Raw genomic sequence first — 24,883 nt, 5'->3', positions numbered from 1 at the left:
GTACTTCTGGGCGGTTAAATCTTCGCCTTATGGGCGACCGCGCCGCAGCTCGACCCGGGTTGCGGGGAGCGTGCTCAGACATCGTACGGCGGACGCGGAAGCGGGTCCACCATCGCGTCGAACCCCCGGGGTAGCTGCGCCACCAGATCCTGGAACTCGCCGACCGTGACCGTCTCCCGAAGCGTGGCGAGCACCGCCCGCGTCCCCACCTCGGCCAGCGCCGGATCCACCGCGGCCCGATCGGCCACCCGGTAGAGGAAGTCCACCGCGGCCCCGGTCGCCGGCGGCCCGGCCGTCGCGAGGTACCCCCCGACGTCGTCGGGGAGCTGGGCGGCCAGGTCGGCCGACTCGTCGGCGGTGATCCGCTCGGCGAGGGTCTGCAACACCGCGCGGGAGATCGTCGCCGCGTCGTCGGTGGGCAGCTCGGCACGACGCGCCACCGCGTCGACGAACAGCGGAAACCGCATTCCGCCTCCCCTGGCAGCCGGTCGCCGACCTCGCGGGAGACCCCCGCCCCGCCGGCCCCCGCGAGTACCCACCCCCCACCCCCACAAACCCCGCACCCCCACCCCCACCCCCACCCCCACCCCCACCCCCACCCCCACCCGCGATCTTGCACTTGCCGCCCCGACAAAAGCCACCGATCCGACGTCTCACGGGTCACAACTGCACGATCGCCGAGGAGGGGCCGGCGGCAGCGGCCCCGGGGCGACGCCACCGGGTCGGCGGCCGGACCGCACCGGTCAGCCCTCGGCGAGCACGTCCAGCACCAGCGCGGCGGTCCAACTGAACGCCGGCGAGCCGAGGCCGACGCCGGTGTCCGGGTGGAAGTACTCGTGGCAGCCGGCGCCGTCGACCAGGTCGAGCAGGGAGTCCCGCAGCCCGGCGGCCAGGTCGACCCGGCGGTGGGTCCGCAGGCCCTGCCAGAGCAGCCAGCCGGTGTTCACCCAGCTCGGCCCGCGCCAGTACCGCAGCGGTTCGAAGTCCGCCGCGGTGCGGTCGTACGTGGGCAGCGGCCGGTCCATCCGGGCCGCCAGGCCGAACCGGGACGAGCACGCCTCGGCCAGCACGGCCCGTACCTGCGGTTCCGGCAGGTCGGGCAGGGCCAGCGGCAGCAGCCCGAGCACGGTACGGGGGCCGACGAGCCGGTCGGTGCGGACGTCACGCGGGCGGAACGTGCCGGTGACCGGGTCCCAGAGGCGGCTCACCAGCGCCTCGGTGAGGCGGGCGGCCCGGTCCCGGTGCGGGCACGGGTCGGCGCCGACGACCGTCGCGATCCGGGCCAGCGCGTACTCGGCGACCCCGAGCGCGGCGTTGACCAGCGGGCACTCCACCAGGAACGGGTGCCGCCCGAGCAGCCCCTCGTCCCGGTAGCGGCCGGCCCGGTAGCTGTCCACGAGCGCGACGTACCGCGCGTAGTCCAGGTCGGTGGGGCGGTGCGTGGCGTCGGCGTGCGCGGTGTCGTGCCGGCGGTACGCGCGCATCACCGCCTCGTCGGCCGGCACCGCGGCCAGCGGGGTGTCCCAGGCGGGGCTGTTGTCCAGGCCGGACTCCCACGGGTGCACGATGGCGGCCAGGCCGCCGCCGCCGACGTTCCGCCGCCCGGTCAGGTAGCGCTGCTGGGCGACCAGCCGCGGATAGAGCCGGCGCAGCGCGGCCACCGACGCGTCGGAGGGGGCGCGGCGGTGCACCAGCCAGGCGGCCGGCGCGTGCACCGGCGGCTGGACGATGCCGGAGGTGGCCACCGCCGGCGCCCCCTCGGCGCACGCCGAGTCCCAGAACGTCGGCCCGGGGAAGTACGGGCCGAGGTGCGGCGCCGGGTTGAACACGATGTGCGGCACCCGCCCGTCGACCCACTGGGCGGCGAACAGCGTGCGCAGCTCACGCCAGGCCCGGTCCGGTCGTACGTGCGCCAGCCCGACCGCGATGAACGCCGAGTCCCAGCTCCACTGGTGCGGGTAGAGCGTGCGGGACGGGACGGTGTGGTCGTGTTCCCAGTTGGCGTCCAACGTGGCCAGCGCGAGCCGACGCAGCCGGGCGTCCCGTTCCGCGCCCGCCCGTACGCCGGCCGCCAGGCTGCCGGTCACGCGGCGGCCCGCCGGGGCCGGGCGGAGGTCAGCACGGCGGCGGCCTGGCGCAGCGCGGCGACCGGCTCACCGCGCAGCCGGCACTCCAGCGCCAGCCAGCCGGGGTAGCCGATCCCGGCGAGCGTGTCCCGCAGCGCGGCCCAGTCCAGGTGCCCGGCGCCGGGCTGGTGCCGGTTGGAGTCGCTGACCTGCACGTGCCCGAGGTACGGCGCGGCGGCGCGCAGCGCGGCGCACGGGTCGTCCTCCTCGATGTTCATGTGGTAGGTGTCGGCGACCACCCGTACCGCGGGCGACCCGACCGCACGGCACAGCTCGACCGCCTGGTCGAGCCGGTTGACCATGTGGTCCTCGTACCGGTTGAGCGGTTCCAGGAAGAGGGTGACCCCTTCGGACCGGGCGTGCTCGCCCAGCTCGCCCAGGGCGTCGACGAGCACCCGCCGGTCGGCCTCGGGCGACCGGGGCGGCTCGTGCGGCGGCAGCCGGCGGGAGAACATGCCCCAGGCGGCCGGCGTCATCGCGCCGACGCCGCCCAGCTCGGCGATGACGGAGAGCTGGGAACGCAGGTTGCGCACCGCGTCCCGGGAGCGGGCCGGGTCGAAGTCGCCGATGAAGTGGTCCATCTCGACGCAGACGGTCGGCGTCACCACCCCGGCGGCGCGGGCCCGGCGCAGCTCCGGCAGCCGCCGGGCGAACGCCAGGTCCCCCCGCCCGCGCAGCTCGATGCCCCGGTAGCCGAGGGAGACGGCGAGAGCGTACTTGTCGATCAGGTCGGCGCCGGGGAGCAACTGCTCCTGGCAGGCCAGCGGAATGTCCATGTCAGAACCTCAGCACCACTTGGAGGACGTCAGCGTCACCGCGGTCGAGCAACGCCAGCGCGTCGGCCACCGCGCCCGCGTCGACGACGTGGCTCACCAGCGGCAGCGGGTCGACGCTGCCCTCCGCCACCAGGTCCATGAAGGTGTGCGCGATCCGCGTCCCGGACCACCGGCCGGCCGTGCCGGGAGCCGGGTCGGGGCCGGAGACCTGGGCGGCCACCAGCTGGATCCGGTTGTGGTGGAACTCCTCGCCGAGTTCCAGCCCGTGGGCGTACCCCTGGTAGAAGCCGGCCGCGACGACGCGGCCGGCGTGCGCGGTGGCCCGGATCGCCTCGTGCAGCGCCGGGTACGCCCCGGACAGTTCCAGGCAGACGTCGGCGCCGCGACCGTCGGTGGCCGCGCGCAGCGCGGTGGCGGCCGAGTCGTCGGCGGCGTCGACGACCCGGCGGGCGCCGAGGCGGGTGGCGTGCGCGAGTCGTCCGGGCATCCGGTCGACGGCCACCACCCGGCTGCCGGACAGCACCGCGAGCCGGGTGCCGAGCAGCCCGATCACGCCCTGGCCGAAGACGCCGACCCAGTCGCCGAGGTGCAGGTCACCGGCGAGCACCGCGGTCAGCGCGATGGCGCCGGGACGGGCGAAGACGGCGGCGAGCGGGTCGAGGCCGGGGGCGAGCGGGTGCGTCGCGGCGGCGGCGAGCACGGCCTCCGCGCGGTGCCCCCAGATGCCCCAGACGAGCTGGCCGGCGCGGCGGTCGGCGACGTCGGGGGCGACCTCGACGATCTCGCCGACCTCCTCGTAGCCGAAGCCCACCACCGGGTACGCGGGCGCGGCCTGCCGGGGCACGAACATCCGGGCGGTGGCGTCCCAGTCCTTATGGAGGCGGGGGTTGCTGCCCCGGTAGAGGGTCAGCTCGGTGCCGGCGGAGATGCCGGAGTAGCAGGTGCGGACGCGGACCTGACCCGGGCCGAGCCGGTCCGGGGGGCAGGGCTCCAGACGAACGGTCCGGGGCCCGGCGAGCGAGACAACCCAGTTGGCCATGGCGTCGCTCCGAGGAAAGTGCCGGCCTCAATGCTAACCCAAAAAATGGGCATATGTGATTAGATTGATGAATCTGCGGGTATTGATGGCGTGCCGTGTATTTTCGAGAAGGAGTGCCGCCGATGCCATCACCCTCCACACGGCTGCTCGCGTCGAGCCTGATCCTGGCACTGGCCGGGGTCGGCACGACCGCCTGCAGCGACGACGAGCAGAAATCCGACAGTTCCCAGATCACCGTCTGGAGCCTGGAGGACGTGGCCGACCGGGTCACCGCCACCAAGGCGATCATCGCCGACTACACCGCGAAGACCGGCGTGAAGGTCAACCTGGTCACCGTCAACGAGGACCAGTTCCCGTCGCTGATCGCGTCCAGCGCCGCCGCCGGCGACCTGCCCGACGTGGTCGGCTCGGTGTCGCTCGCCGGCGTCCGCACGCTCGCCGCCAACGAGCTGCTGGAGCCGGACGCCAACAAGGCCGTGGTGGACAAGCTCGGGCGGGACACGTTCTCCCCCCGCGCGCTGGAACTGACCAGCGACGGCGGCACCCAGCTCGCGGTGCCCAGCGACGGCTGGGGCCAACTGCTGGTCTACCGCAAGGACCTGTTCGACGCCGCCGGCCTGCCCGCCCCCGACACGTACGAGAAGATCGCCGCCGCGGCGGCGAAGCTGAACACCGGCGGCGTCGCCGGCATCACCGCGGCGACCGCCCCCGGCGACGTGTTCACCCAGCAGACCTTCGAGCACCTCGCGCTGGCCAACAACTGCCAGCTCACCGACGACGCCGGCAAGGTCACGCTCGACTCGCCGGAGTGCGTGGAGGCGTTCCGCTTCTACGGCGACCTGATGCGGAACAACTCGGTGAAGGGCGCGCAGGACGTCGACACCACCCGGGCCACCTACTTCGCCGGCAGGGCGGCCATGCTGGTCTGGTCGCCGTTCGTCCTCGACGAGCTGGCCGGCCTGCGCAACGACGCGCGGCCCACCTGCCCGCAGTGCCAGTCCGACCCGGCGTGGCTGGCGAAGAACAGCGGCTTCGTCACCGCGATCAAGGGCCCGAACGGCACCGAGCCGGCCCAGTACGGCGAGGTCAGCTCCTGGACGGTGCTCGACGGCGCGGCCGACCCGGCGACGTCCTTCGTGGAGTACATGCTCTCCGACGGCTACCCGCGCTGGTTCGGCATGTCCCCCGAGGGGCGGTTCCCGGTGCGCACCGGCACGCCGCAGGACAAGCAGAAGTTCCGCACGCTGTGGAACACCAGCCCGGCCGGGGTGGACACCAAGAAGCCGCTCTCCGACGTCTACGGCGACGACGTGCTGGCCACGCTGCGCAAGAGCCCGGACACGTTCCAGCGCTGGGGGTTGACCCAGGGCCAGGGCAAGCTGGTCGGCGCCATCCTCGGCGAGCTGCCGGTGCCCAAGGCGCTCGCGGACGTGGTCGGCGGCAAGTCCGACGCCCGGGCCGCCGCCGAGCGGGCCAAGAAGGACGTCGAGGCCATCGCCAAGGGCGTCAATTGACCACCGTCGCGCCGGAGGCCGGCCGCTCCCCCACCCCGGAGCGGCCCCGCCGGCCCGGCCGCCGCCCGCTGACGCTGCGCCGCCGGGAGTCCCGCGCCGGGCTCGCGCTGGTCGCGCCGACGCTGCTCGTCGTGCTCGCGGTGATCGGCATACCCATCGTCTGGACCGTGGTGCTGGCCTTCCAGCGGGTACGCCTGGCGACGCTGCGCAAGACCGGCCTGTTCGGCGAGCTGACGCTGGACAACATCGACCGGGTGCTGCACACCCCCGGGTTCGCCGACACGCTCTGGACCACCGTGGTCTACAGCGTCGGCGGCACCGCCGGGTCGATCGTGGTCGGCCTGGTCGCGGCGGTGGCCGTCCGGGGGCCGTTCCGGGGCCGTACGCTGGTGCGCGCGTCGATGCTGCTGCCGTACGTGGCGCCGGTGGTCGCCATGACGTTCGTCTGGCAGGTGATGCTCGACCCGCAGCTCGGCATCGTCAACGACTGGGGACGGCGCTTCCTCGGCTGGGACGCCCCGGTGGCGTTCCTGTCCCAGGAGTCCACCGCGCTGTGGACGGTGATCGCGTTCGAGGCGTGGCGCTACTTCCCGTTCGCGTTCCTGTTCCTGCTGGCCCGGCTCCAGGCCGTGCCGGCGGAGCTGGAGGAGGCCGCCCGGGTCGACGGCGCCACCCCGACCCAGCGCTTCCGGCACATCCTGCTGCCGCAGCTGATGCCCGTGATCGCGTTGCTCGGCGTGCTGCGGTTCATCATGACGTTCAACAAGTTCGACGACGTCTACCTGCTCACCGGCGGCTCGGCCGGCACCGAGGTGGTCAGCGTCCGGGTCTACCAGTTCCTCACCGCGCGTACCGACATCGGCGCGGCCGCCGCCCAGGCGGTCGTGCTGGCCGTGGTGCTGCTCGTGTTCGTGGCCATCTATCTGCGCTTCTTCGGCGCGAAACGGGAGGCGTGATGGACCGGGACCGGATCGAGACGGTCAGCCTGCGCTGGCTGCGCCGGCTGGTGATCGCCGGCTTCCTGCTGGTCACACTGCTGCCGTTCTGGTACATGCTGGTGCTGTCGGTACGCCCGATCGAGCGCCTGCTGCTCGACCCCGGCTCGCTCTGGGTGCCGTTCGGCGAGCTGACCGTCGCCACGTACGCCGAGGTGTTGAAGTCGGTGGGGAGCGGCGGCCAGGGTTTCCTCACGTTCATCCGCAACAGCGGCCTGGTGGCGCTGGCCGCGACCGCGCTCACCCTGGTGGTCGCCATCCCCGGCGCGTACGCGGTCTCCCGGCTGCGGTTCTTCGGCCGCCGGCAGGTCAGCGCGTTGTTCCTGGCGGTCTACCTGTTCCCGTCGATCGTCATCGCGATCCCGTTGTTCGTGGTGTTCAGCCGCGCCGGGCTGCGGGGGTCGTTGTTCGGGCTGGTGCTGGTCTACATCTCGCAGACGCTGCCGGTCTCGGTCTACATGCTCAAGAACTACTTCGAGACCATTCCGGTGAGCCTGGAGGAGTCGGCGGCGATCGACGGCGCCGGCCGGCTCGGCATCATCCGCCGGGTCAGTCTGCCGCTCGCCGCGCCGTCGGTGATGGCGGTCGCGCTCTACGACTTCATGATCGCCTGGAACGAGTTCCTGTTCGCGCTGCTGTTCCTGGTCGACCGGCCGGACCGGTGGACCGTCTCGTTGGGGCTGTCGTTGCTCGCCGACGGCGTCGAGGTGCCCAAGACGGTGCTGATGGCCGGCTCGGTCATCCTCACCCTGCCGATCGTGGTGCTCTTCTTCGCCGGCGAACGGCTGCTCACCGAGGGCCTCACCAGTGGGGCCGAGAAGGGCTGAGCAGGGGCGGCGGCGTGCCAGGATGACCCGGTGCGATCACCACGGGAGCGCCCGGCCGGCGCGCGGCTGGCCCGGCTGCTCACCGAGGTGTTCGCACCGGGCGTCCTGGTGACCGCGTTGCCGCTGGTGGCCGCCGCCCGGGTCAGCCGCTCCCCGGCCCAGTTCCTGCTCTGGGGCGGCACCGCGCTGCTGTGCTGCGCGCTCATCCCGGTCGGGGTGATCGTCCACGGCGTACGCCGGGGTCGGCTCACCGACCGGCACGTCGGCGACCACCGGCAGCGGGCCCGGCCGCTGTCGATCGGTCTGGCCTCGGTGGCGGTCGGGTTGCTGCTGCTGGCGGCGTTGGACGCGCCGGCCGAGCTGTTCGCGGTGCTCGTGGTCATCTTCGTGGTGGGCGCGGCCTGCACGCTCGTCAACCACTGGTGGAAGCTGAGCATCCACGCGGCGGTGGCCGCCGCCACGGTGACCGTGCTGGTGCTGCTGTTCGGGCCGGTGGCGCACCTGGGCTGGCCGCTGGCGGCGGCGGTCGGCTGGTCCCGGGTGCGGCTGCGCGACCACACCGGGCCGCAGGTGCTGGCCGGCGCCGCGCTCGCCGCGCCGCTGGCCGCCGCCACGTTCCTCGCGCTGACCTGAACAAGATCAGTTACGGTTGGGCCCATGAGCAAGCCGACCCGCTGGGTGACCGACACCAGGCCCGGCCACTCGCAGTGGTATGTCGACCGGTTCCGCCGCCTCGCCGCCGAGGGGGCGGACCTGGCCGGCGAGGCCCGCCTGGTGGACGCGCTGGTACCGCCCGGCGCGCGGATCCTCGACGCCGGCTGCGGCACCGGCCGGGTCGCCGCCGTGCTGGCCGACCGCGGCCACACCGTCGTCGGTGTCGACGCCGACCCGACGCTTGTCGAGGCCGCCCGCGCCGACCACCCTGGCCCCCGGTTCCTGGTCGCCGACCTGGCCGAGCTGGACCTGCCCGCACAGGGCGAGCCCGAGCCGTTCGACGCGGCCGTGGTGGCCGGCAACGTGATGACCTTCGTCGCCCCCGGCACCGAGCGCGCCGTGCTGGCCCGGATCGCCGCGCACGTGCGTCCCGACGGCGTGGTGGTGGTCGGCTTCGGCACCGATCGGGGTTACCCGGTCGCCGAGCTGGACGCCGACGCGGTCGCCGCCGGCCTGCGCCGGGAGCACCGCTTCGCCACCTGGGACCTGCGTCCCTGGCAGGACGACGCCGGGTTCGCGGTGACCGTGCTGCGCCGCCCGGCCTGAGCCGGCCGCCCGGCCCGGACCGCACCGGCCTCGGTCACGCCCGGCCTCGGTCACGCCGACCTGACTCGCGCCGGGCTCGGCTGTGCGCGAGCCGCGCCCGGTCAGGCCGGGGCGGCCACGGCGCGGGCCGCTGCCGGATCGAGCGGGCTGCCGGCCGGCAGCAGGTCCACCAGGCTCGCCGGCAGCCGCACCGGCCGCACCCCGGAGTAGCCGAGCATGCCCGGCACGTCCGCGCCGGCCAGCGCGTACCGCCGGCCCAGGTCGGTGACCACGCACACCGTGCCGCCGGTCGCGCCCGGGGCGGCCACCGCCTCCACCAGCGCGCCGCGCCCCGGCTCCACCACGACCTGGTCGGCGAGCCCACCCCGACCCCCGGCGGTACGCGTGGCGGCGGCCGGGTCCGGTGCGGTGACGCCGAGCCGGATCTCGCGTACGCCGGTGTCGTCACCGGCCCGCGCGCAGAGCGCGCCCGGATCGGCGGTGGCGAGCCGGGGCGGCACGGCGGGCGGCGCGTCGGGCCCGGCCGGCACCAGGTCGGGCAACTTCGGCAGGGCCGCGAACCGGCCGAGCGTGATCGGCGCCGGCTCGCCCTGCCCGGTGCGGGCCAGCAGCAGCGCGGCCTGCAACTCGGTGATGCCGGCCAGCCCGTCGCGCGCCACCACCGCGTACTGCCGGCCGCCGCCGGAGTTGCGCACCAGGTAGACGTCGCCGACGGTGGCGTCGGGGACCCGCGCCGAGGGAGCGCCGAGCGCGCCCACCGGCGGTGGGACCAGGTCGGCGCCGGCCGGCACGGTGTTGAGCAGCGCCGCCGCGACCGGGACGGCCCGTTCCCGGGTGGCGGCCAGCGCGGCGAGCACCCGGTCGGTGTCGCGCAGCAGGTAGCGCCGGTCGTGCCAGAGCAGGTGCAGGCCGCCGTCCGGGTGGCGGACCAGCAGGCCCTGGTCGCCGAGCGTCCGCCCACCGGTCGCGGCCCGCCCGATCAGCAGCGCCGAGCGGGCCTCCGGCCGGCCCGCCTCCACGGTCACCGACGAGCAGAGCGTCCAGCCGTCGCCGACCAGCCGGTTCGGCGCGGGCAGCGAATCCGGCGCGTCGGCGATGCCGAGCGGCAGCCCACGGGGCACCCCGTCGATGGCCCGGCGGGTGACCAGCACGGTCTTCGGCCGCTCCGCCCCGATGATCAGCAGGGCCGAGGCGTAGTTGAGCACCGGGTGCAGCTTCTCGTCGCGGTAGACGAACCGGGCGCCGGACTCCTTCTCCACGATCACCGCACCGGTGTCCCGCCAGGAGCTGCCGCCGCCGGTGAACAGGCCGTACAACGCCACCCCGCCGAGCGCGATCACCGCGACCAGCACGCTGGCCAGGCCGGCGCCGGCCAACCGGCGGAACGGCGACTGCGCCGGATCGGTCTCCCGCATCACCAGCGCGGCGACCGCCCGCTGCACGGTGAACTGGTACGAGTGCAGCTGGTCCTGCCGCGACGCCATCGGGCCCTCCACCGGGATAGTCGCCGCACAGGATAAGCGCTCCGTCGATCCCCCGCCCACCCTGCGTTGCCCCCACCCCGCCCCGCCCCCACCCCACCCCCGTCCCCGCCCCACGGAGTTGACCAAGGAGTTCGGGTCCGGGACCGCCGCCCGCGTGACGCAAACCCCTTGATCACCGGGAAGGGGGGTGGTCGGAGCCCGGGGGCGGTGGGGCGGTGGCGGGTGGGGTACCCCCGGGGGTATGGTGGGCGCAGGAGGTGGGACGTGAAGCTTCGACCCGAGATGACAAGTGACGCGCTGACCCGACTCAAGCGGGCCCGGGGGCAGCTCAACGCCGTGATCGAGATGATGGAGAACGGCGAGGACTGCCGCGCCGCGCTGACCCAGCTCGCCGCCGTCTCCAAGGCCATCGACCGGGCCGGCTTCAAGATCATCGCCTCCGGCATGCGCCACTGCGGCGCCGCCCGCCGGGCGGGCGAGGAGCCGGAGATGACCGAGGAGGAGCTGGAGAAGCTCTTCCTCGCCCTGGCCTGACGCACCGACTTCCGCCCGCGCCGCCTGATCGCGACGCGGGCGGGTAATCCGCGCCCGGAACCGGGCCGGAGTCTGCCTCCCACATACCCCCCGGGGTATGCGGGACGAGGAGAGGAGAACGCACGTGAGCACCGAGGTGACAGTCATCGCGACGTCCTCGCTCGGCGACCGCAGCTATCTGGCGTCCGACGGCCGGGTGGCGGTCGTGGTCGACCCGCAGCGCGACATCGACCGCGTCCTGCACCTGGCCGGCGCGCGGGGGGTGCGGATCACCCACGTGGTGGAGACGCACCTGCACAACGACTACGTCTCCGGTGGCCTGGAGCTGGCCCGGATCACCGGCGCCCACTACCTGGTGGCCGCCGCCGACGAGGTCGGCTTCGACCGGATGCCGGTGACCGACGGCGACGTGGTGCCGGTGTCGGACGGCCTGCGGCTGCGGGTGGTCGGCACCCCCGGCCACACCTTCCACCACCTGTCGTACGTGCTGGACGAGGCGGGCGACGGCGGCTGGACCCCGGTCGGCGTGTTCACCGGCGGGTCGCTGCTGTTCGGCACCACCGGCCGCACCGACCTGCTCGGCCAGCGGCACGCCCACGAGCTGGCCCACCACCAGCACGCCTCCGCCCGCAAGCTGGTCGACCTGCTGCCCGACGGCGCGCAGGTGTGGCCCACGCACGGCTTCGGCAGCTTCTGCTCGGCCAGCCAGGCCGACGCCCCGGAGTCCACCATCGGCCGGGAGAAGGCGGCCAACCCGGTGCTGCGGCTGGCCGCCGACCGGTTCGTCACCGAGACGCTCGCCGGCCTGGACGCCTACCCGGCCTACTACGCGCACATGGGCGTGGCCAACGCCGCCGGCCCCGCCCCGGTCGACCTCACGCCGGTGGCCCGCGCCGACGCCGGTGAGCTGCGCCGCCGGATCGCCGCCGGCGAGTGGGTGGTCGACCTGCGGCACCGCAAGGCGTACGCGGCCTCGCACCTGGCCGGCACCGTCAGTCTGGGCCTGGACGGGCCGATGTCGACGTGGCTCGGCTGGCTGATCGAGTGGGGCGTGCCGATCACGCTCCTGGCGGAGACGCCGGAGCAGGTCGCCGACGCCCAGCGGGAGCTGGTCCGGATCGGCATCGACCGGCCGGCCGCGCAGGCCACCGGCGACCCCGTGCGGTGGGCCGGCAACCGTACGGAGTTGCGCGAGCTGACCGTGGCCGACTTCGCGGCGCTGGCCGCCGCGCAGGCCGGCGACACCCCGGCCGGACTGCCCGCCCCGCAGGTCGTGCTCGACGTCCGGATGACCAACGAGTGGCGGGCCGGGCACGTCGACGGCGCGGTGCACGTCCCCCTGCCCGACCTGCCCGGCCGACTCACCGACGTACCCGCCGGGACGGTCTGGGTGCACTGCGGCTCCGGCTACCGGGCCACCGCCGCCGCGTCCCTGCTGGCCAACGCCGGCCGCGACGTGGTGCTGATCGACGACGCGTTCGGCCGCGCCGAGTCCGCCGGCGTCCGGATCGCCCCGGCCGGCTGACCCTCCCCGCCACCCCGCCCGGCCGGCGCGCGACGCGCCGGCCGGCGACGACCCCTGCCCGCAGAGCCACCGAAGGAGAACAGACATGACCACCACCAACCCGTCGACCGTCGACGCGGCGACGCTGGGCGAGCTGATCGCCGCCGGCCGCGCGCCCCGGCTGCTGGACGTCCGCACCCCCGGCGAGTTCGAGGCCACGCACATCCCCGGCGCCTACAACGTGCCGCTGGACCTGCTCCGGGAGCACCGCGCGGAGCTGCGCGCCCACCTCGACGAGGACGTGGTGCTGATCTGCCGCTCCGGTGCCCGCGCCGGCCAGGCGGAGCGGGCGCTGGCCACCGTCGGCCTGCCCAACCTCCGGGTGCTCGACGGCGGCATGCTGGCCTGGCAGGCCGCGAGCGCCCCGGTCGTCCAGGGCCGGCCGCGCTGGGAGCTGGAGCGTCAGGTCCGCCTGGTCGCCGGTTCGATCGTGCTGGCCGGCGTGCTCGGCTCGGTGTTCGTGCCGGGCCTGAAGTGGGTCGCGGGCGCCATCGGCGCCGGTCTCACCGTCGCGGCGGTCTCGAACACCTGCGCCATGGGCATGCTGCTCGGCCGGCTGCCGTACAACCGGGGCGCGAGCTGCGACCTGGACACCGTCGTCGGCCGGCTCCGCGACGACGCGGTCGGGCGGCGGTCGTGACCGCGCTGGTGCTCACGCTGGCCGGCGCGGTGCTGATCGGCGTGAGCCTGGGCCTGCTCGGCGGCGGCGGGTCGATCCTCGCCGTGCCGTTGCTGGTCTACGTCGCCGGCCTGCCCACCAAGGAGGCCATCGCCACCTCGCTGCTCGTCGTGGGCGCCACCAGCGCGGTCGGCGTGCTGCCGCACGCCCGCGCCCGCCGGGTCCGCTGGCGCACCGGGCTGATCTTCGGCGTGGCCGGCATGACCGGCGCGTACGCCGGCGGCCGGCTGGCCGGGTTCGTCCCGGCGGGCGTGCTGCTCACCGCGTTCGCGCTGATGATGCTCGCCACCGCGGCGGCGATGATCCGGGGCCGACGCCCGGTCGAGGGGCGGCCCACGCCGCGCGAGCTGCCGACGCTGCGGGTGATCCTCGACGGCGTGGTCGTCGGGCTGGTCACCGGCCTGGTCGGCGCCGGCGGCGGGTTCCTGGTCGTGCCCGCGCTGGCGCTGCTCGGCGGCCTGCCGATGCCGGTGGCGGTGGGCACGTCGCTGGTGGTCATCGCGATGAAGTCGTTCGCCGGCCTGGCCGGCTACCTGTCCAGCGTGCGGATCGACTGGACGCTGGCCGCGGCCGTCACCGTCGCCGCGATCGTCGGCAGCCTGCTCGGTGGGCGGCTCGCCGGCCGGATCCCGGAGCACGTGCTCCGCCTGTCGTTCGGCTGGTTCGTGGTGGCGATGGGCGGGTTCGTGCTGGCCCGGCAGTTGCCGCCGCTCGCGGGACTCGGGCTGGTCATTCTTGTCGCAGCCGGTACGGTCACGGTGGCGGTGTGGGGCCGCCGAAGGAGGGGACACAGCGGACAGCAGCGCCTGGGACGAGCGGTACGCCAACGCGTCGGGACTGGTGTGGAGCGCTGAGCCCAACCGTTTCGTGGTCGAGTCGGTGTCCGGGCTGAGTCCCGGCTCCGCGCTGGACGTCGCCGCCGGCGAGGGGCGCAACGCGGTGTGGCTGGCCGGGCAGGGCTGGCGGGTCAACGCGGTCGACTTCTCGGCCGTGGCCGTCGAGCGGGGGCGTGAGCTGGCCGCCGCGCGGGGCGTCACGGTCGACTGGCGGGTCGCCGACGTGACCGCGTACCGGCCGGTGCCGGGCAGCTACGACCTGGTGCTGATCAGCTATCTGCACCTGCCCGCCGCCGAGTTCGCCGGGGTGCTCGCGGCGGCCCGGTCGGCGCTGCGCCCGGGCGGCACGCTGGTGGTGGTCGGTCACGACCTGGCCAACCTCGACGCCGGCACCGGCGGTCCGCAGGACGCGAGCGTGCTGCTCACCCCGGAGGCGGTGGTCGACGGGCTGGCCGGGCTGCGCATCGGGCGCGCCGAGACGGCCCGCCGGCCGGTGCCGACCGCCGACGGCGGCACGGTCGACGCGCTGGACACCGTGGTGGTGGCCACCCGACCCGCCGACTGAGGCGGACCCGCCGACCGAGGCGGCCGGACCGGCCCGTTCCCGCCGGCCGGGTCGCGGGCGGCCGGTAGCATCCGGGAACGGATCGGCGGAGGGGACACCGGGTGGGCACGCGTTTCGAGGAACTGGCCTGGCGAGAGACGCCGATCGGGGAGATCAGCCTGCGCCGGCGTCGCGACCCGGCGCTGGACGCCGACGTGTACGAGGTGAAGCTCGGCGACGAGTACCTCATGTCCAGCGCGTTCCCCGTCGCGGAGATCGAGCTGGCCCGGCTGGGGCTGGCCCCGCTGCCCGGGGAGACGCTGGACGTGGTGGTCGGCGGGCTCGGGCTCGGCTACACCGCGCGCACCGCGCTGGCCGACCCCCGGGTGCGCTCGATGCTGGTGGTCGAGGCGATCGAGGACGTGATCGACTGGCACCGGCGGGAGCTGTTGCCGTTCGCCGCCGGGCTGGCCGCGGATCCGCGTACCCGGTTCGTGCGGGCCGACTTCTTCGCGGCGGTGGCCGGCGGCGGCTTCGACCCGGACGAGCCCGGGCGGCGGTTCCACGCGGTGCTGCTCGACGTGGACCACTCCCCCCGCCATGTGCTGCACCCCGACCACGCGCCGTTCTACACGGTCGACGGGCTGCGCCGGCTGGCCGCGCTGCTGCACCCGGAGGGCGTCTTCGCGCTCTGGTCGAACGACCCGCCGGATCCGGCGTTCCAGCGCACGCTGACCGAGGTGTTCCCGACCTCGGTGGCGCACGTCGTCCGGTTTCCGAACCCGTTGCAGGGGCGGGAGGCGGCGAACACCGTCTACGTGGCCCGGCGCTGACCGTCCGCCGGCGGTAGGTCCGGCCGGGCATGCCGGGCCGGGTATGTCCGGCCGGGATGTGGGAAAGCGCGCGGCCGACCGGAGGAGACGGGAGGCACGACATGCGCGCGTTGCTCTGGGTGGTCGGCGTGGTCGCCGGCGTGCTCATCCTGCTCGGGCTGCTGCTGGAGGCGGTCCGCTGGCTCATCATCATCGGCGTGGTCGCGCTGGCCGCGGTCGTCATCTTCGCGATCGTGAAGACCCGGCGAATAGCGCACCGGCACTCGGCGTCGCACCGCTGATGTGACGAACCCGGCAACCTACGCCAACGTAGGTTACCGGCCGGTTAAGTTAGGCTGGGGCCGTCATCCGCGCAGCGAGGAGAGACGGCGATGGACGCGACCGACCGGCGGCCCTGGACCCGCAGCTACGCGCCGGGCGTGCCGGCCGAGGTCCCGGAACCGGACGGCTCCCTCGTCGACCTGCTCACCGACGCGGCCGGCCGGTTCGGCCCCCGGGTGGCGCTCGACTTCTACGGCGCCACCAGCACCTTCACCGAACTCGCCGACCAGGTGGCCCGCGCCGCCGAGGCGCTGCGCCGACTCGGCGTCCGACCCGGTGACCGGGTGGCGCTGGTGCTGCCGAACTGCCCGCAGCACGTGGTCGCCTTCTACGCGGTGCTGCGCCTCGGCGCGGTGGTCGTCGAACACAACCCGCTCTACACCGCCGACGAGCTGGACCGGCAGCTCACCGACCACGGCGCCACCGTCGCGATCGCGTGGGACAAGGTCGCGCCGCTGGTGGCGGGCCGCGGCGCCGTGCGTACCGTGGTCTCGGTCGACCTGACCGCGGCGCTGCCCCGGCTCAAGCGGTGGGCCCTGCGGTTGCCGCTGCCGAAGGTCCGGGCCGCCCGCGCGGCCATGACCGGCCCCGCGCCCGGCGCGCGCGCCTGGTCGGAGTTGGTCGCCGCCGCCGAACCGCTGCCCGCCGCGCATCCCGGCCCGGGCGTCGACGACGTGGCGCTGCTCCAGTACACCGGCGGCACCACCGGCGTGCCGAAGGGCGCCATGCTCACCCACCGCAACCTGCGGGCCAACGCCGCGCAGGGCCGGGCCTGGGTGCCCGGCCTGCGCGACGGCGCGGAGACCGTGTACGCGGTGCTGCCGCTGTTCCACGCCTACGGCCTGACGCTCTGCCTCACCTTCGCCGTCGGCATCGGGGCGACGCTGGTGCTGTTCCCCCGCTTCGACGCCGACCAGGTGCTCGACGCGGCCCGCCGCCGCCCGCCGACGTTCCTGCCCGCCGTGCCGCCGGTCTACGCGCGGCTGGCCACCGCCGCCCGCGAGCGCGGCGTCGACCTCACCTCGATCCGGTACGCCATCTCCGGCGCGATGGCGTTGCCGCCGGCCACCGTGGAGCTGTGGGAGTCGGTGACCGGCGGGCTGCTGGTCGAGGGCTACGGCATGACCGAGACGTCCCCGATCACGCTGGGCAACCCGGTCGCGCCGGCCCGCCGGCCCGGCACGGTCGGGGTGCCGTTCCCGTCCACCGACGTGCGCATCGTCGACCCCGAGGACCCGGGCCGCGACCGCGCCCCCGGGGAGGCCGGCGAGCTGCTGGTACGCGGCCCGCAGGTGTTCTCCGGCTACTGGAACCGGCCCGACGAGACGGCGAAGGTGCTGCTGCCCGGCGGCTGGCTGCGCACCGGCGACATCGTCACCATGGACGCCGACGGCTTCGTGGCAGTGGTCGACCGGATCAAGGAACTCATCATCACCGGCGGCTTCAACGTCTACCCGTCCGAGGTGGAGGACGCGCTGCGCCGCGTCCCCGGCGTGGTCGAGGCCGCCGCCGTCGGCGTGCCCACCGCCGACGGCGAGGAGGTCGTCGCGGCGGTGGTGCTCGACGCCGCCGTGGCCGGCACCCCGGAGGCGATCCGCACCGCCTGCCGCGCCCACCTGGCCGGCTACAAGGTGCCCCGCCGGGTCGTGGTGGTCGAGGACCTGCCCCGCTCCCAGATCGGCAAGATCCTGCGCCGCGAGGTCCGCGACCGGCTCCTCGCCGACGGCTGACGTCCTGGCCGGCGCGACGTCGTCGACCGACGTTCTGCCCAGCGCGAAGTCACCGGCCGCAACCGGTCCGCGCGGGCCACACTCGGGGGATGACGACCCTCGGATCCGACCCGGCACAGGCCCGGCTCACGGCGCTCTACGCGGCGTTCAACGAACGCGACGTGCCGACCCTGCTGGCGGCCCTGACGCCGGACGTCTCCTGGCCCAACGGCTGGGAGGGTGGGGTGCTCCGGGGCCGGGCCGAGGTGGGCGACTACTGGCGGCGGCAGTGGGCCGAACTCGACCCGTCGGTGACGCCGACCGCCTTCACGGTGGAGCCCGACGGCCGGGTCGCCGTGTCGGTCCGCCAGGTGGTGCGGGACCGGGCCGGAGTCGAGCTGGCGGACCACACCGTCACGCACGTCTACCACCTCGTCGACGGCCTGGTGGCCGAGATGGAGATCCGTGGTGCGGCCGGGACACATGTCACGTCGGCGGCAGGGCCGCGCGCTGTGCCGTTTGGCGCGCCGGCTCCGGGGGTAGACGGCGGTCCATGATGGATTCACGGGGCAAGGCGGTCGGGCGTTACCTCCTGCGGCTCGTCGGCGGGGTGTCGGTGATCATCGGTCTGCTCATGGCGTTCAGCAGCCTCACCGACGGCAACCTCGTCGGCATCGTGCTCAGCGCCGTGCTCATCGGCGGCGGGGTGTTCGCGCTCAAGCGTTCGGGCGGTCCGCGCGAGACCGCGACCGCCGCGCCGGTCACCGGCCGACGCGCGCACTGAACCGGCCGCCCGCCGATCGGGCGGCCCGGTGGTGGTCGCACCGACACCGGCCGCGTCTCGCGACCGGTGTCGGTGCCGGCGCCTAGGCTGGGGTGATGGTCGACCGGCGTCAGGTGACGAGCTTCCGCGTACGGGCCCAGCAACTCGACCGCGTCGAGGGCGCGCTCGTCGACACCGCCGTGCTCGACCTGGGCGTGCAGGACACCGGCCCGGACGGCGCCCGGTGGGCGCTGGCCCTGCGCGGGGTCGACGCGTCGGCGCTCTCCGACGACGAGGTGGTCCTGCTGTGGACCATGCGTGGTGCGCCCCACCTCTACCGCCGCGCCGACGTCGGCCGGGTGGCCGCCGCAGTCGAGCCGTTCACCGACGCCGACGCCGGCAAGCGCATCTACGACGCCGCCAAGCCGTTGAAGGCGGCCGGCATCGGCATCGTCGCCGCGCTCGACGAGGTGGCCGGGCGGATGCGCGCGATCGTCACCGAGCCGACCGTCAAGGGCGACGTCTCGGCCCGCCTCGCCGCGCTGCTCCCCGAGCCCTACCTGCGGTTCTGCCGGCCGTGCCAGGCCACCCACCTCTACGAGATGCCGTTCCGGCTGGCCGCCGTGCGGGCCGGGCTGGAGCTGACGCCCGGCACGTCACCACCGGTGCTGCGCCGCATCCCGGCGTTCCACCGGGCGGCGGACCCCGGTGACCGGTTCGACCTGGTCCGCGCCTACCTCCGGCTGCTCGGCCCGGCCACGCCGAAGCACGTGGCCGACTACCTCGACGCCCCGGTCAAGGACGTGCGGGCGCGCTGGCCGCAGGACGCCGTCGAGGTGCCGGTCGACGGCGAGACGCGCTGGCTCCTGGCCGAGGACGAGACGGCAACGGCGACGGCCGGGGGCACGGTGACCCGCCTGCTCGGCCCGTACGACCTGTTCCTCCAGGCGAAGGACCGGGCGACGCTGGTGCCGGACCCGGCCCGGGCCAAGGAGTTGTGGCCGGTGCTGGGCCGTCCCGGCGCCGTCCTGGTCGACGGTGACCTGGTCGGCACCTGGCGGCCCCGCAAGTCCGGCGCGAAGCTGACGGTCGTCGTCCAGCCGTGGCAGAAGCTCCCCGACAGCCGGCGCCGGGCGGTCGTCGAGCAGGCCGAACGCCTCGCCGCGCACCGCTCGGCCGCGCTCGCCGGGGTCGAGTTCGCCGACTGACCGGAGCGATGGCGCCTGTCGTCAGGCGAAGCACTCGATCGTCGCGGGCACCAGGCCGTGCCGGCGGACCACGTCGCTGAGCCGGCGCAGCAGCGGACGCAGCGCGTCCCGGTGCGCCGGCTCGGCGGTCACGTCCAGGCACCACGCCACCCCGCCGCCGACGCGGCGCAGGTCCCAGCGGAAGGTGGTGCCGTCGACGCGCAGTCGCCCGGTGCCGGCGACCCCCGGCCCGGTGCCGGCCGACAGCCGCAGGGCCGCCCCGAGGCCGGCCAGCCGCCCGTTGTCGAGTTCACCGGCGAACAGCACCCGCCACACCGGCGGCCCGCCGCCGAGCCGCAGCGGCGCCACGGTCGCCAGCGGCACGTCGTCCCGGAAGTGACCGCGCAGCACGTCCTCGCCCGGCAGCGTCCCGCCGCCCGACCGGAGGTACGCCGCCTCGGCGTCGGCCCGGGTGACGGCCCGCAGCCGGGCCCGGACGCCGGGGTCCGCGCGGACCGCGCGGGCGAACGCGGCGGAACTCCACCAGCCGCCGTCCGCCGGGGTCCAACCGGCGGTCCGCAGGCGCGTCGCCGAGAGGTCGTCGGCGAGCACGAACTCCTCGACCAGCAGCCCGAGCGGCGCGACCGGCGCACCGGCCGGGCAGAGCAGGTAGTAGTCGAACGCGGACGTGACGGCGGACGACGTCACCGAGGTGGCGGACACCAGGGCACGGTACCGCCGTCACCGGTGGGCGAAGACGAACCCGCCCTCGACACCCGGGGCCGGACGGTGCGTCAGCTCCGCCTCGACGGTGAAGCCGGCGGCGTCCAGCCAGGCCGCGACCCGCTCGGGTGGGCGGCGGTGCACGTGGACGCGCATCGGCAGGCCGCCGTACCCCTCGGTCTTGAGCCGGCTGCCGTCGCCGGCGTGGAACCCGAGCAGCACGACGCCGCCGGGCCGCAGCACGCGGCGGAACTCACCGAGGACCGTGGGCACCTCGTCGTCGGGGACGTGGATCAGCGAGAACCAGGCGAGCAGCCCGGTCAGGCACTCGTCGGCCAGGTCGAGACGGGTCATGGAGCCCACCTCGAAGCGCAGCCCGGGGTGCTCCCGCCGGGCCACCTCGATCATGCCCGGTGACAGGTCGACGCCGAACGCGTCCAGGCCGAGCCCGTGCAGATGGCCGGTGATCCGGCCGGGGCCGCAGCCGACGTCGGCGACCGGCCCGCTGCCCCGGGCCCGCGCCAGCTCGGTGAAGAGCGCCAGGATGCCCCGCTGGAACGGTTCCTCGGCGAGCGCGTCCCGCAGCAGGTCGGCGTAGCTGGCCGCGACCGTGTCGTAGGAGACGCGGGTGTCGGCGAGCCAGTCGGAGACGTCCACGGGCCGCAGGGTAACCGGCGCCCGCCGGGGCCGGGTCAGCGCCGGGCCGCCGCCGGGGTGACGGCGGCCCAGGACGGTCGCCACACCGGGTCGGGCGGCGGGGTCAGGGTCGCGAGATGGTCGACGATCGCCCGGAGACCCGGGTGCGGGTTCGTCGTGGGCAGCATCAGCGAGATCGGGTACGCGAGCGTCGGGTTCCGGATCGGGATGCGGCGCAGGTCGTGGCTCGCCGGCCACAGGTACCTGTCGCGCGCGCCGACCACTGTGGCCACGTCGGCGGCGTCGGCCAGCGTGTCGAGGAGCACCTCGTCGCCGAAGTTCGGGCCGGCCGCGTCGATGCGGAGGTCGAAGGCGGTGGCGAGCTGGTCGTAGAACTCCGACCATTCGCTGTGCGCCACGATGCCGGGCACCCAGATGCGCAGCCCGCGCAGGTGAGCCGGGGTGAGGGTGCGCGCGGCGGCGAGTGGGTGCCGGGGACCGACGAGCAGTTCCAGCGGCGAGTCGAACGCGTGGACCATCCGGACGTCGGGCGGCAACGTGGCCGGGTCGGTGACGGAGCGGAACGCGGCGTCCAGGTCGCCGGCCCGGACGGCGGCGGCCACCCGGTGCGGGTCGTCGACCCGGAGCGTGACCACGTCCAGGCGGGTGTCGGGGTGGGCGCGCCAGTAGTCGTGCAGGACGACGGCCTGTGCGCTGCGCAGGCCGAGCACGTCGACGCGGAGGGCCCGGGAGCCGGGCCGGAGCGCGGCGACGGCCCGGTCGGCGTTCGCCACGATGCCGCGGGCGTGCGGGAGGAACACCCGACCGTCGGGGGTCAGATCGACCCCACGGGCGGTCCGGGTGAACAGGCGGACCGCCAGCTCACGTTCCAGCGCGGCGACCCGCTTGGAGACGGCCTGCTGGGTGACGCCCAGCTCGTCGGCGGCATGTTGGAACTGCCCGACGTCGGCGGCCCGGACGAACGATCGCACTGCCTCGGAGTCCACCGGCTCAGCCTATGGCCGTCCAACCGCTGGTTGTGGCTCGCCCGGGCGCGGTTGTTTGATCACGCGCGCCGGCGACCGGTCTGATGCGGCGGTGGCCCGGGATCAGGACTTCAACCGGCTGTGGTCGGCGTACGCGGTCAGCACGTACGGCACGTGGCTCGCGTTCGGCGCGTTCCCGCTGCTCGCGGTGCGGGAGCTGCACTCGTCGGCGTTCGCGGTGTCGCTGCTGGAGGCGGCCGGCCTCGCGGTCGCGGCGGTGGTGGCGTTTCCGCTCGGGCCGTGGGTGGAGCACCGGCCGAAGCGCCCGGTGATGATCGGGACGGATCTGGTCCGGTTCGCCGCGCTGGCGAGCGTGCCGGTCGCGTACGTGCTCGGGGTGTTGACCTTCGGCCACCTGCTGGTCGTCGCGGTGCTCTGCGGGAGCGCGGGGATCGCGTTCACGGCCGCGTCCGGCGCGTACCTGAAGCATCTCGTGCCCGCCGACCGACTGCTGGTCGCGAACGGTCGCCTGGAGGGCACGGCCTGGGTGGCGACGGCGGCCGGCCCGCCGCTGGGCGGCGCGCTGGTCGGGTTGCTCGGCCCGGTCGTCACCGTCGCCGCCGACGCGCTGAGCTACCTGTTGTCGGCGCTCGCGGTCCACCGGATCTCCGGCGGCGACGTGGCGACGGCCCGGGCGGCGACGCCACGCGGCGCGGATCTGCTCGGCGGATGGCGGTTCCTCCGCCGCGATCCAATCCTGCGGCGACTGTTCCTCAACTCGGTGCTGGTCGGCGGCCTGATCACGGCCACCGTCCCGTTGCTGGCCGTGCTCCTGCTCGGTGAGTACGCGTTCCCGGCCTGGCAGTACGGTCTCGCGTTCGGAGTGCCGGCGCTGGGCGGCTTCGTGGGCGCGCGCCTCTCCGCCCGCCTGGTACGGCGGTACGGCGGGCAGCGGGTGCTGGCCGTCAGCGGTTGGCTGCGGTCGGTCTTCCCGCTCGGGCTGGCGTTCGTCCGCCCCGGCGTCGGCGGGCTCGTCACCGTGATCGTGGTCGAGGGCCTGCTGATCGTGGCGATGGGCGTGTTCAACCCGATCTACGCCACCGAGCGGCTGCGGCGGACCCCCACCGACCACGCGGCCCGGGTGCTCGGCGCGTGGAGCGTCGGCAGCCGGCTCACGTCGGCCACGCTGACGGTGGTGTGGGGCGGCCTCGCCGCGCTCACCGGCCCGCTCGCCGCGATCACCGTCTCCGGCGTCCTGCTGCTCGGCACCCCGCTGCTGCTGCCGGGCGGAACTTCCGTCCGGGGCCGGCTCAGGAGGCGGCGGCGGGTTTCCGGGTGGGGTCGCCCGGCGTGGCGGCGTCGGTGGGACGGCGGGTGAGGACCTGCGGGCCGGAGTCGGTGACGGCGACGGTGTGTTCCGAGTGGGCGGTGCGGGAGCCGTCGGCGGAGCGGATCGTCCAGCCGTCGTCGTCGACCCTGATCTTGTCGGTGGTGCGGCACAGCCAGGGTTCGATCGCGATGGTGAGGCCGGGGGTGAGCTTCATGCCCCGGCGGGCGCGACCGCTGTTGGCCACGTGCGGGGCCTCGTGCATGGTGCGGCCGATGCCGTGGCCGCCGAACTCGCCGTTGACACCGTAGCCGTAGGCGTGGGCGACCTCGCCGATCGCGGCGGAGACGTCGCCCAGGCGACCGCCGGGCCGGGCGGCGGCGATGCCGGCCTCCAGCGCGACCTCGGTGGCCTCGATCAGCTTCAGGTCGGCCGGGTCGGGGGTGCCGACGACGAACGAGAGCGCGGAGTCGGCGACCCAGCCGTCGATGCCGACCGCCATGTCGATGCTGAGCAGGTCGCCGTCGCGCAGCACGTAGTCGTGCGGCAGGCCGTGCAGCACCGCGTCGTTGACCGACAGGCACAGCACGTTGCGAAACGGGCCCCGGCCGAACGACGGGGCGTAGTCCCAGTAGCAGGACTCGGCGCCGCGCTCGGCGATCCGGCGGCGGGCGTGGTGCTCGATGTCCATCAGGTTGACGCCGACCGCGGCGACGCCCTTCAGCTCGGCGAGCAGTTCGCCGACGAACTGGCCGGTCACCGCCATCCGGCCGATCTCCTCGGCGGACTTGAGCTCGATCACGACAGCCTCCCTCTCCCGGTCCGGTATTTTTATACCACGCCCGCCACGGGCGTCCCGAGGGGATATCCTGCTGCCATGGTTCGCCAGCCACTCACCGCCGAACAGATCGCCGCCGGCCGACGCCTCGGCGTCGCCCTGCGATCCGCGCGAGCCGGCCGCAGCCTCGGCGAGGTGGCCCTGGCGGCCGGCATCTCCCCGGAGACGCTCCGCAAGATCGAGGCGGGCCGGCTGCCCGCTCCGGCGTTCGGCACGGTGGTCTGCCTCAGTCAGGCCCTCGACGTCCCGCTCGCCGAGCTGGCCGACACCTGGCTCGCCGACACGCCCGTCCGCCAGGCGTCCTGACCACCCGGCCCGCGCCGACGGAGGTCCGCGTGACGCTGGCCGATCTGCTGCGCATCGTCGACGACGACCCGGACGACGCCGACGGCAGCCGGGACGACGATCCGTGGCCGCTCCTGCGGGAGCTGGCCGCGGCGGGCGACCCTGCCACCGCGGCATCGGCCCGGACCGAGCTGGAACGCTACGTGCACGAGCGCAACGGGTACGGCCGGAATCTGATGGCCCACCTGCTGGCCCGGCTGTCCGGTGCCGATGTGCTCCCCCGCTTACTGCGGCTCTACGCCGACGCGCTGCGCGACGATGACGACGACGGCGAACAGTTGGGGATGACGGTGGGCCTGGCCACCCGCGCGGACCCGCCCGCCTGTCGGGCGGTCGTCCTGCCGCTGCTCGACGACGGCGACCCGCACCTCCGGCGGGCCGCGTTGGAGACGCTCGGGCACGTGTTCGAGGCGCCGGATCTGGAGCCGCTGCGCGAGGCGGCGGCCGACCCCGACCCGGCGATCCGGCGGGCGGCGCTCGGCGCGCTGCCGGCGGTCCACCTCGACCCGCGGGCGTACGCGCTGGTCGTCACCGCGCTGCGGGACCCGGACGTCTGGGTCCGCGATCAGGCCGTGCTGCTGCTGGCCTGGTCCGCCCCGCCGGCGGTGGTGGACCATCTGGTCGAGTTGACGGCGGACCCGGCCTGGCCGGTCCGGACCGTGCTGGGCGAGGCGATCGGCCGCCGCGCCGCGCACTCCGACCGCGTCCCGGTGGCGGCAGCCGCGCTGGGCGTGCTCCTCGACGATCCCGAGTCGTCGGTACGCGCCGCAGCGGTGCGTGGCCTCGGCCTGCTCGGCGTGCCGCCGGACGCGCTGCGGTCCCGGGTCGACGATCCGGACTGGTGGGTGCGGGCGGCCGTCGCCGGCGTCCTCGCCGCCGCGCTGCCACGCTGGCCACCGGCCCGACCGCTGCTCGCCCGCCTGAGCGAGGACTCCGACCCGACCGTACGGGCGACGGCGTCGGCGGCGCTCCGGAACCCGGGGCCGGCGTCCTGACGGCGGGTGGTGCGTCGGTTGGGGCGGGCGGCACCCAGCCGA

The 24,883-nt window shown here is 75.0% G+C and carries 28 protein-coding genes; 19 read left to right on the top strand and 9 right to left on the bottom strand.

The genetic code is table 11. From position 1 onward, the window contains the following. Positions 1-74: 74 nt before the first annotated feature. From ACZ6O5_RS23435 to ACZ6O5_RS23420, 4 genes are all read right to left on the bottom strand, one after another. Complete coding sequence (locus ACZ6O5_RS23435; protein WP_107155450.1) at positions 75-467, bottom strand: DUF2267 domain-containing protein; 393 nt, start codon at positions 465-467, stop codon at positions 75-77. Positions 468-743: 276 nt separating this feature from the next. Then, positions 744-2,087 (bottom strand): MGH1-like glycoside hydrolase domain-containing protein, encoded by a 1,344-nt coding sequence (locus ACZ6O5_RS23430; RefSeq protein WP_465979955.1) that lies wholly within the window; start codon positions 2,085-2,087, stop codon positions 744-746. After that, positions 2,084-2,902 carry a sugar phosphate isomerase/epimerase family protein gene (locus ACZ6O5_RS23425; protein WP_465979954.1) on the bottom strand — a complete coding sequence of 273 codons (819 nt, stop codon included), beginning with the start codon at positions 2,900-2,902 and terminating at the stop codon, positions 2,084-2,086. The genes ACZ6O5_RS23430 and ACZ6O5_RS23425 overlap by 4 nt, the downstream gene beginning before the upstream one ends. Before the next feature lies 1 nt (position 2,903). Then, entirely contained in the window at positions 2,904-3,941 is a 1,038-nt protein-coding gene (locus tag ACZ6O5_RS23420) for a zinc-binding dehydrogenase (RefSeq protein WP_465979953.1), read from the bottom strand. 122 nt (positions 3,942-4,063) lie between these two features. On the opposite strand from ACZ6O5_RS23420, the gene ACZ6O5_RS23415 reads away from it, so the two are divergent. The 5 genes from ACZ6O5_RS23415 to ACZ6O5_RS23395 are packed head-to-tail and all read left to right on the top strand — an operon-like array spanning position 4,064 to position 8,537. Beyond that, a complete protein-coding gene (locus tag ACZ6O5_RS23415) occupies positions 4,064-5,455 on the top strand; it encodes an ABC transporter substrate-binding protein (RefSeq protein ID WP_465979952.1) in 1,392 nt (463 codons plus the stop codon). Then, positions 5,452-6,411, top strand: coding sequence for a carbohydrate ABC transporter permease (locus tag ACZ6O5_RS23410; protein ID WP_465979951.1), 960 nt, complete (start codon positions 5,452-5,454; stop codon positions 6,409-6,411). The genes ACZ6O5_RS23415 and ACZ6O5_RS23410 overlap by 4 nt, the downstream gene beginning before the upstream one ends. Next, on the top strand, positions 6,411-7,277 hold the full coding sequence (locus tag ACZ6O5_RS23405) for a carbohydrate ABC transporter permease (RefSeq protein ID WP_465979950.1): 867 nt from the start codon (positions 6,411-6,413) through the stop codon (positions 7,275-7,277). Before ACZ6O5_RS23410 ends, ACZ6O5_RS23405 begins: the two co-directional genes overlap by 1 nt. A gap of 30 nt (positions 7,278-7,307) precedes the next feature. After that, entirely contained in the window at positions 7,308-7,910 is a 603-nt protein-coding gene (locus ACZ6O5_RS23400) for a phosphoesterase PA-phosphatase (protein ID WP_465979949.1), read from the top strand. Positions 7,911-7,934: 24 nt separating this feature from the next. Further along, complete coding sequence (locus tag ACZ6O5_RS23395) at positions 7,935-8,537, top strand: class I SAM-dependent methyltransferase (protein WP_465979948.1); 603 nt, start codon at positions 7,935-7,937, stop codon at positions 8,535-8,537. A 101-nt stretch (positions 8,538-8,638) separates the two neighbouring features. On the opposite strand, the gene eccB is transcribed toward ACZ6O5_RS23395, so the two are convergent. Then, positions 8,639-10,021 (bottom strand): type VII secretion protein EccB, encoded by a 1,383-nt coding sequence (gene eccB / locus ACZ6O5_RS23390; protein WP_465979947.1) that lies wholly within the window; start codon positions 10,019-10,021, stop codon positions 8,639-8,641. Positions 10,022-10,285: 264 nt separating this feature from the next. Here eccB and ACZ6O5_RS23385 point away from each other — a divergent pair, with 264 nt between their 5' ends. From ACZ6O5_RS23385 to ACZ6O5_RS23335, 11 genes are all read left to right on the top strand, one after another. Beyond that, positions 10,286-10,555 (top strand): metal-sensitive transcriptional regulator, encoded by a 270-nt coding sequence (locus ACZ6O5_RS23385; RefSeq protein ID WP_281940493.1) that lies wholly within the window; start codon positions 10,286-10,288, stop codon positions 10,553-10,555. 124 nt (positions 10,556-10,679) lie between these two features. Beyond that, positions 10,680-12,080 (top strand): rhodanese-like domain-containing protein, encoded by a 1,401-nt coding sequence (locus ACZ6O5_RS23380; RefSeq protein WP_465979946.1) that lies wholly within the window; start codon positions 10,680-10,682, stop codon positions 12,078-12,080. An 85-nt stretch (positions 12,081-12,165) separates the two neighbouring features. Next, complete coding sequence (locus tag ACZ6O5_RS23375) at positions 12,166-12,759, top strand: rhodanese-like domain-containing protein (RefSeq protein WP_465979945.1); 594 nt, start codon at positions 12,166-12,168, stop codon at positions 12,757-12,759. Next, entirely contained in the window at positions 12,756-13,652 is an 897-nt protein-coding gene (locus ACZ6O5_RS23370; RefSeq protein ID WP_465979944.1) for a sulfite exporter TauE/SafE family protein, read from the top strand. The genes ACZ6O5_RS23375 and ACZ6O5_RS23370 overlap by 4 nt, the downstream gene beginning before the upstream one ends. Then, positions 13,639-14,199: a class I SAM-dependent methyltransferase gene (locus ACZ6O5_RS23365; RefSeq protein ID WP_465979943.1), complete on the top strand. Its 561-nt coding sequence runs from the start codon at positions 13,639-13,641 to the stop codon at positions 14,197-14,199. The genes ACZ6O5_RS23370 and ACZ6O5_RS23365 overlap by 14 nt, the downstream gene beginning before the upstream one ends. Positions 14,200-14,300: 101 nt before the next feature. Next, the gene (locus tag ACZ6O5_RS23360) at positions 14,301-15,011 is read left to right on the top strand and encodes a polyamine aminopropyltransferase (RefSeq protein ID WP_465979942.1); all 711 of its coding nucleotides are present in this window, start codon (positions 14,301-14,303) and stop codon (positions 15,009-15,011) included. A gap of 101 nt (positions 15,012-15,112) precedes the next feature. Next, positions 15,113-15,292: a hypothetical protein gene (locus ACZ6O5_RS23355; RefSeq protein WP_281940483.1), complete on the top strand. Its 180-nt coding sequence runs from the start codon at positions 15,113-15,115 to the stop codon at positions 15,290-15,292. Positions 15,293-15,382: 90 nt separating this feature from the next. Continuing rightward, positions 15,383-17,062, top strand: coding sequence for a long-chain-fatty-acid--CoA ligase (locus ACZ6O5_RS23350; protein WP_465979941.1), 1,680 nt, complete (start codon positions 15,383-15,385; stop codon positions 17,060-17,062). 89 nt (positions 17,063-17,151) lie between these two features. Next, the gene (locus tag ACZ6O5_RS23345) at positions 17,152-17,598 is read left to right on the top strand and encodes a nuclear transport factor 2 family protein (RefSeq protein WP_465979940.1); all 447 of its coding nucleotides are present in this window, start codon (positions 17,152-17,154) and stop codon (positions 17,596-17,598) included. Continuing rightward, positions 17,595-17,825, top strand: a complete 231-nt coding sequence (locus tag ACZ6O5_RS23340; protein WP_465979939.1) for a hypothetical protein — start codon at positions 17,595-17,597, stop codon at positions 17,823-17,825. The genes ACZ6O5_RS23345 and ACZ6O5_RS23340 overlap by 4 nt, the downstream gene beginning before the upstream one ends. 95 nt (positions 17,826-17,920) lie before the next feature. Next, positions 17,921-19,012 (top strand): winged helix DNA-binding domain-containing protein, encoded by a 1,092-nt coding sequence (locus ACZ6O5_RS23335; protein WP_465979938.1) that lies wholly within the window; start codon positions 17,921-17,923, stop codon positions 19,010-19,012. 21 nt (positions 19,013-19,033) lie between these two features. Here the strand turns inward: ACZ6O5_RS23335 and ACZ6O5_RS23330 are convergent, their stop codons facing one another. The 3 genes from ACZ6O5_RS23330 to ACZ6O5_RS23320 are packed head-to-tail and all read right to left on the bottom strand — an operon-like array spanning position 19,034 to position 21,357. Next, complete coding sequence (locus ACZ6O5_RS23330; RefSeq protein WP_465979937.1) at positions 19,034-19,714, bottom strand: hypothetical protein; 681 nt, start codon at positions 19,712-19,714, stop codon at positions 19,034-19,036. An 18-nt stretch (positions 19,715-19,732) separates the two neighbouring features. Next, positions 19,733-20,371 carry a class I SAM-dependent DNA methyltransferase gene (locus ACZ6O5_RS23325; RefSeq protein ID WP_465979936.1) on the bottom strand — a complete coding sequence of 213 codons (639 nt, stop codon included), beginning with the start codon at positions 20,369-20,371 and terminating at the stop codon, positions 19,733-19,735. A gap of 35 nt (positions 20,372-20,406) precedes the next feature. After that, positions 20,407-21,357 (bottom strand): LysR family transcriptional regulator, encoded by a 951-nt coding sequence (locus ACZ6O5_RS23320; RefSeq protein WP_465979935.1) that lies wholly within the window; start codon positions 21,355-21,357, stop codon positions 20,407-20,409. Between the two features lie 91 nt (positions 21,358-21,448). Between ACZ6O5_RS23320 and ACZ6O5_RS23315 the strand changes: the two genes are divergently transcribed. Next, positions 21,449-22,714, top strand: a complete 1,266-nt coding sequence (locus ACZ6O5_RS23315; protein ID WP_465979934.1) for an MFS transporter — start codon at positions 21,449-21,451, stop codon at positions 22,712-22,714. Here ACZ6O5_RS23315 and map read toward each other — a convergent pair. Then, positions 22,647-23,465 (bottom strand): type I methionyl aminopeptidase, encoded by an 819-nt coding sequence (gene map, locus ACZ6O5_RS23310; RefSeq protein WP_107162430.1) that lies wholly within the window; start codon positions 23,463-23,465, stop codon positions 22,647-22,649. The genes ACZ6O5_RS23315 and map overlap by 68 nt on opposite strands. 75 nt (positions 23,466-23,540) lie before the next feature. Between map and ACZ6O5_RS23305 the strand changes: the two genes are divergently transcribed. Together ACZ6O5_RS23305 and ACZ6O5_RS23300 are read left to right on the top strand one after the other, a co-directional pair. Then, positions 23,541-23,807 (top strand): helix-turn-helix domain-containing protein, encoded by a 267-nt coding sequence (locus ACZ6O5_RS23305; protein WP_107162431.1) that lies wholly within the window; start codon positions 23,541-23,543, stop codon positions 23,805-23,807. A 29-nt stretch (positions 23,808-23,836) separates the two neighbouring features. Continuing rightward, entirely contained in the window at positions 23,837-24,841 is a 1,005-nt protein-coding gene (locus ACZ6O5_RS23300; protein WP_465979933.1) for a HEAT repeat domain-containing protein, read from the top strand. Positions 24,842-24,883: the final 42 nt, after the last annotated feature.

Source organism: Micromonospora sp. NPDC049201 (assembly GCF_055586805.1).
Note: the sequence above shows the minus strand (reverse complement) of the source record. Positions and strands in the feature narration are given on the sequence as shown.

Coding starts and splice junctions, on each gene's coding strand:
- ACZ6O5_RS23355 (WP_281940483.1), top strand. CDS start 15,113: ATGCGCGCGTTGCTCTGGGTGGTCGGCGTGGTCGCCGGCGTGCTCATC.
- ACZ6O5_RS23405 (WP_465979950.1), top strand. CDS start 6,411: ATGGACCGGGACCGGATCGAGACGGTCAGCCTGCGCTGGCTGCGCCGG.
- eccB (WP_465979947.1), bottom strand. CDS start 10,021: ATGGCGTCGCGGCAGGACCAGCTGCACTCGTACCAGTTCACCGTGCAG.
- ACZ6O5_RS23415 (WP_465979952.1), top strand. CDS start 4,064: ATGCCATCACCCTCCACACGGCTGCTCGCGTCGAGCCTGATCCTGGCA.
- ACZ6O5_RS23335 (WP_465979938.1), top strand. CDS start 17,921: ATGGTCGACCGGCGTCAGGTGACGAGCTTCCGCGTACGGGCCCAGCAA.
- ACZ6O5_RS23435 (WP_107155450.1), bottom strand. CDS start 467: ATGCGGTTTCCGCTGTTCGTCGACGCGGTGGCGCGTCGTGCCGAGCTG.
- ACZ6O5_RS23420 (WP_465979953.1), bottom strand. CDS start 3,941: ATGGCCAACTGGGTTGTCTCGCTCGCCGGGCCCCGGACCGTTCGTCTG.
- ACZ6O5_RS23340 (WP_465979939.1), top strand. CDS start 17,595: ATGATGGATTCACGGGGCAAGGCGGTCGGGCGTTACCTCCTGCGGCTC.
- ACZ6O5_RS23345 (WP_465979940.1), top strand. CDS start 17,152: ATGACGACCCTCGGATCCGACCCGGCACAGGCCCGGCTCACGGCGCTC.
- ACZ6O5_RS23375 (WP_465979945.1), top strand. CDS start 12,166: ATGACCACCACCAACCCGTCGACCGTCGACGCGGCGACGCTGGGCGAG.
- ACZ6O5_RS23425 (WP_465979954.1), bottom strand. CDS start 2,902: ATGGACATTCCGCTGGCCTGCCAGGAGCAGTTGCTCCCCGGCGCCGAC.
- ACZ6O5_RS23350 (WP_465979941.1), top strand. CDS start 15,383: ATGGACGCGACCGACCGGCGGCCCTGGACCCGCAGCTACGCGCCGGGC.
- ACZ6O5_RS23395 (WP_465979948.1), top strand. CDS start 7,935: ATGAGCAAGCCGACCCGCTGGGTGACCGACACCAGGCCCGGCCACTCG.
- ACZ6O5_RS23305 (WP_107162431.1), top strand. CDS start 23,541: ATGGTTCGCCAGCCACTCACCGCCGAACAGATCGCCGCCGGCCGACGC.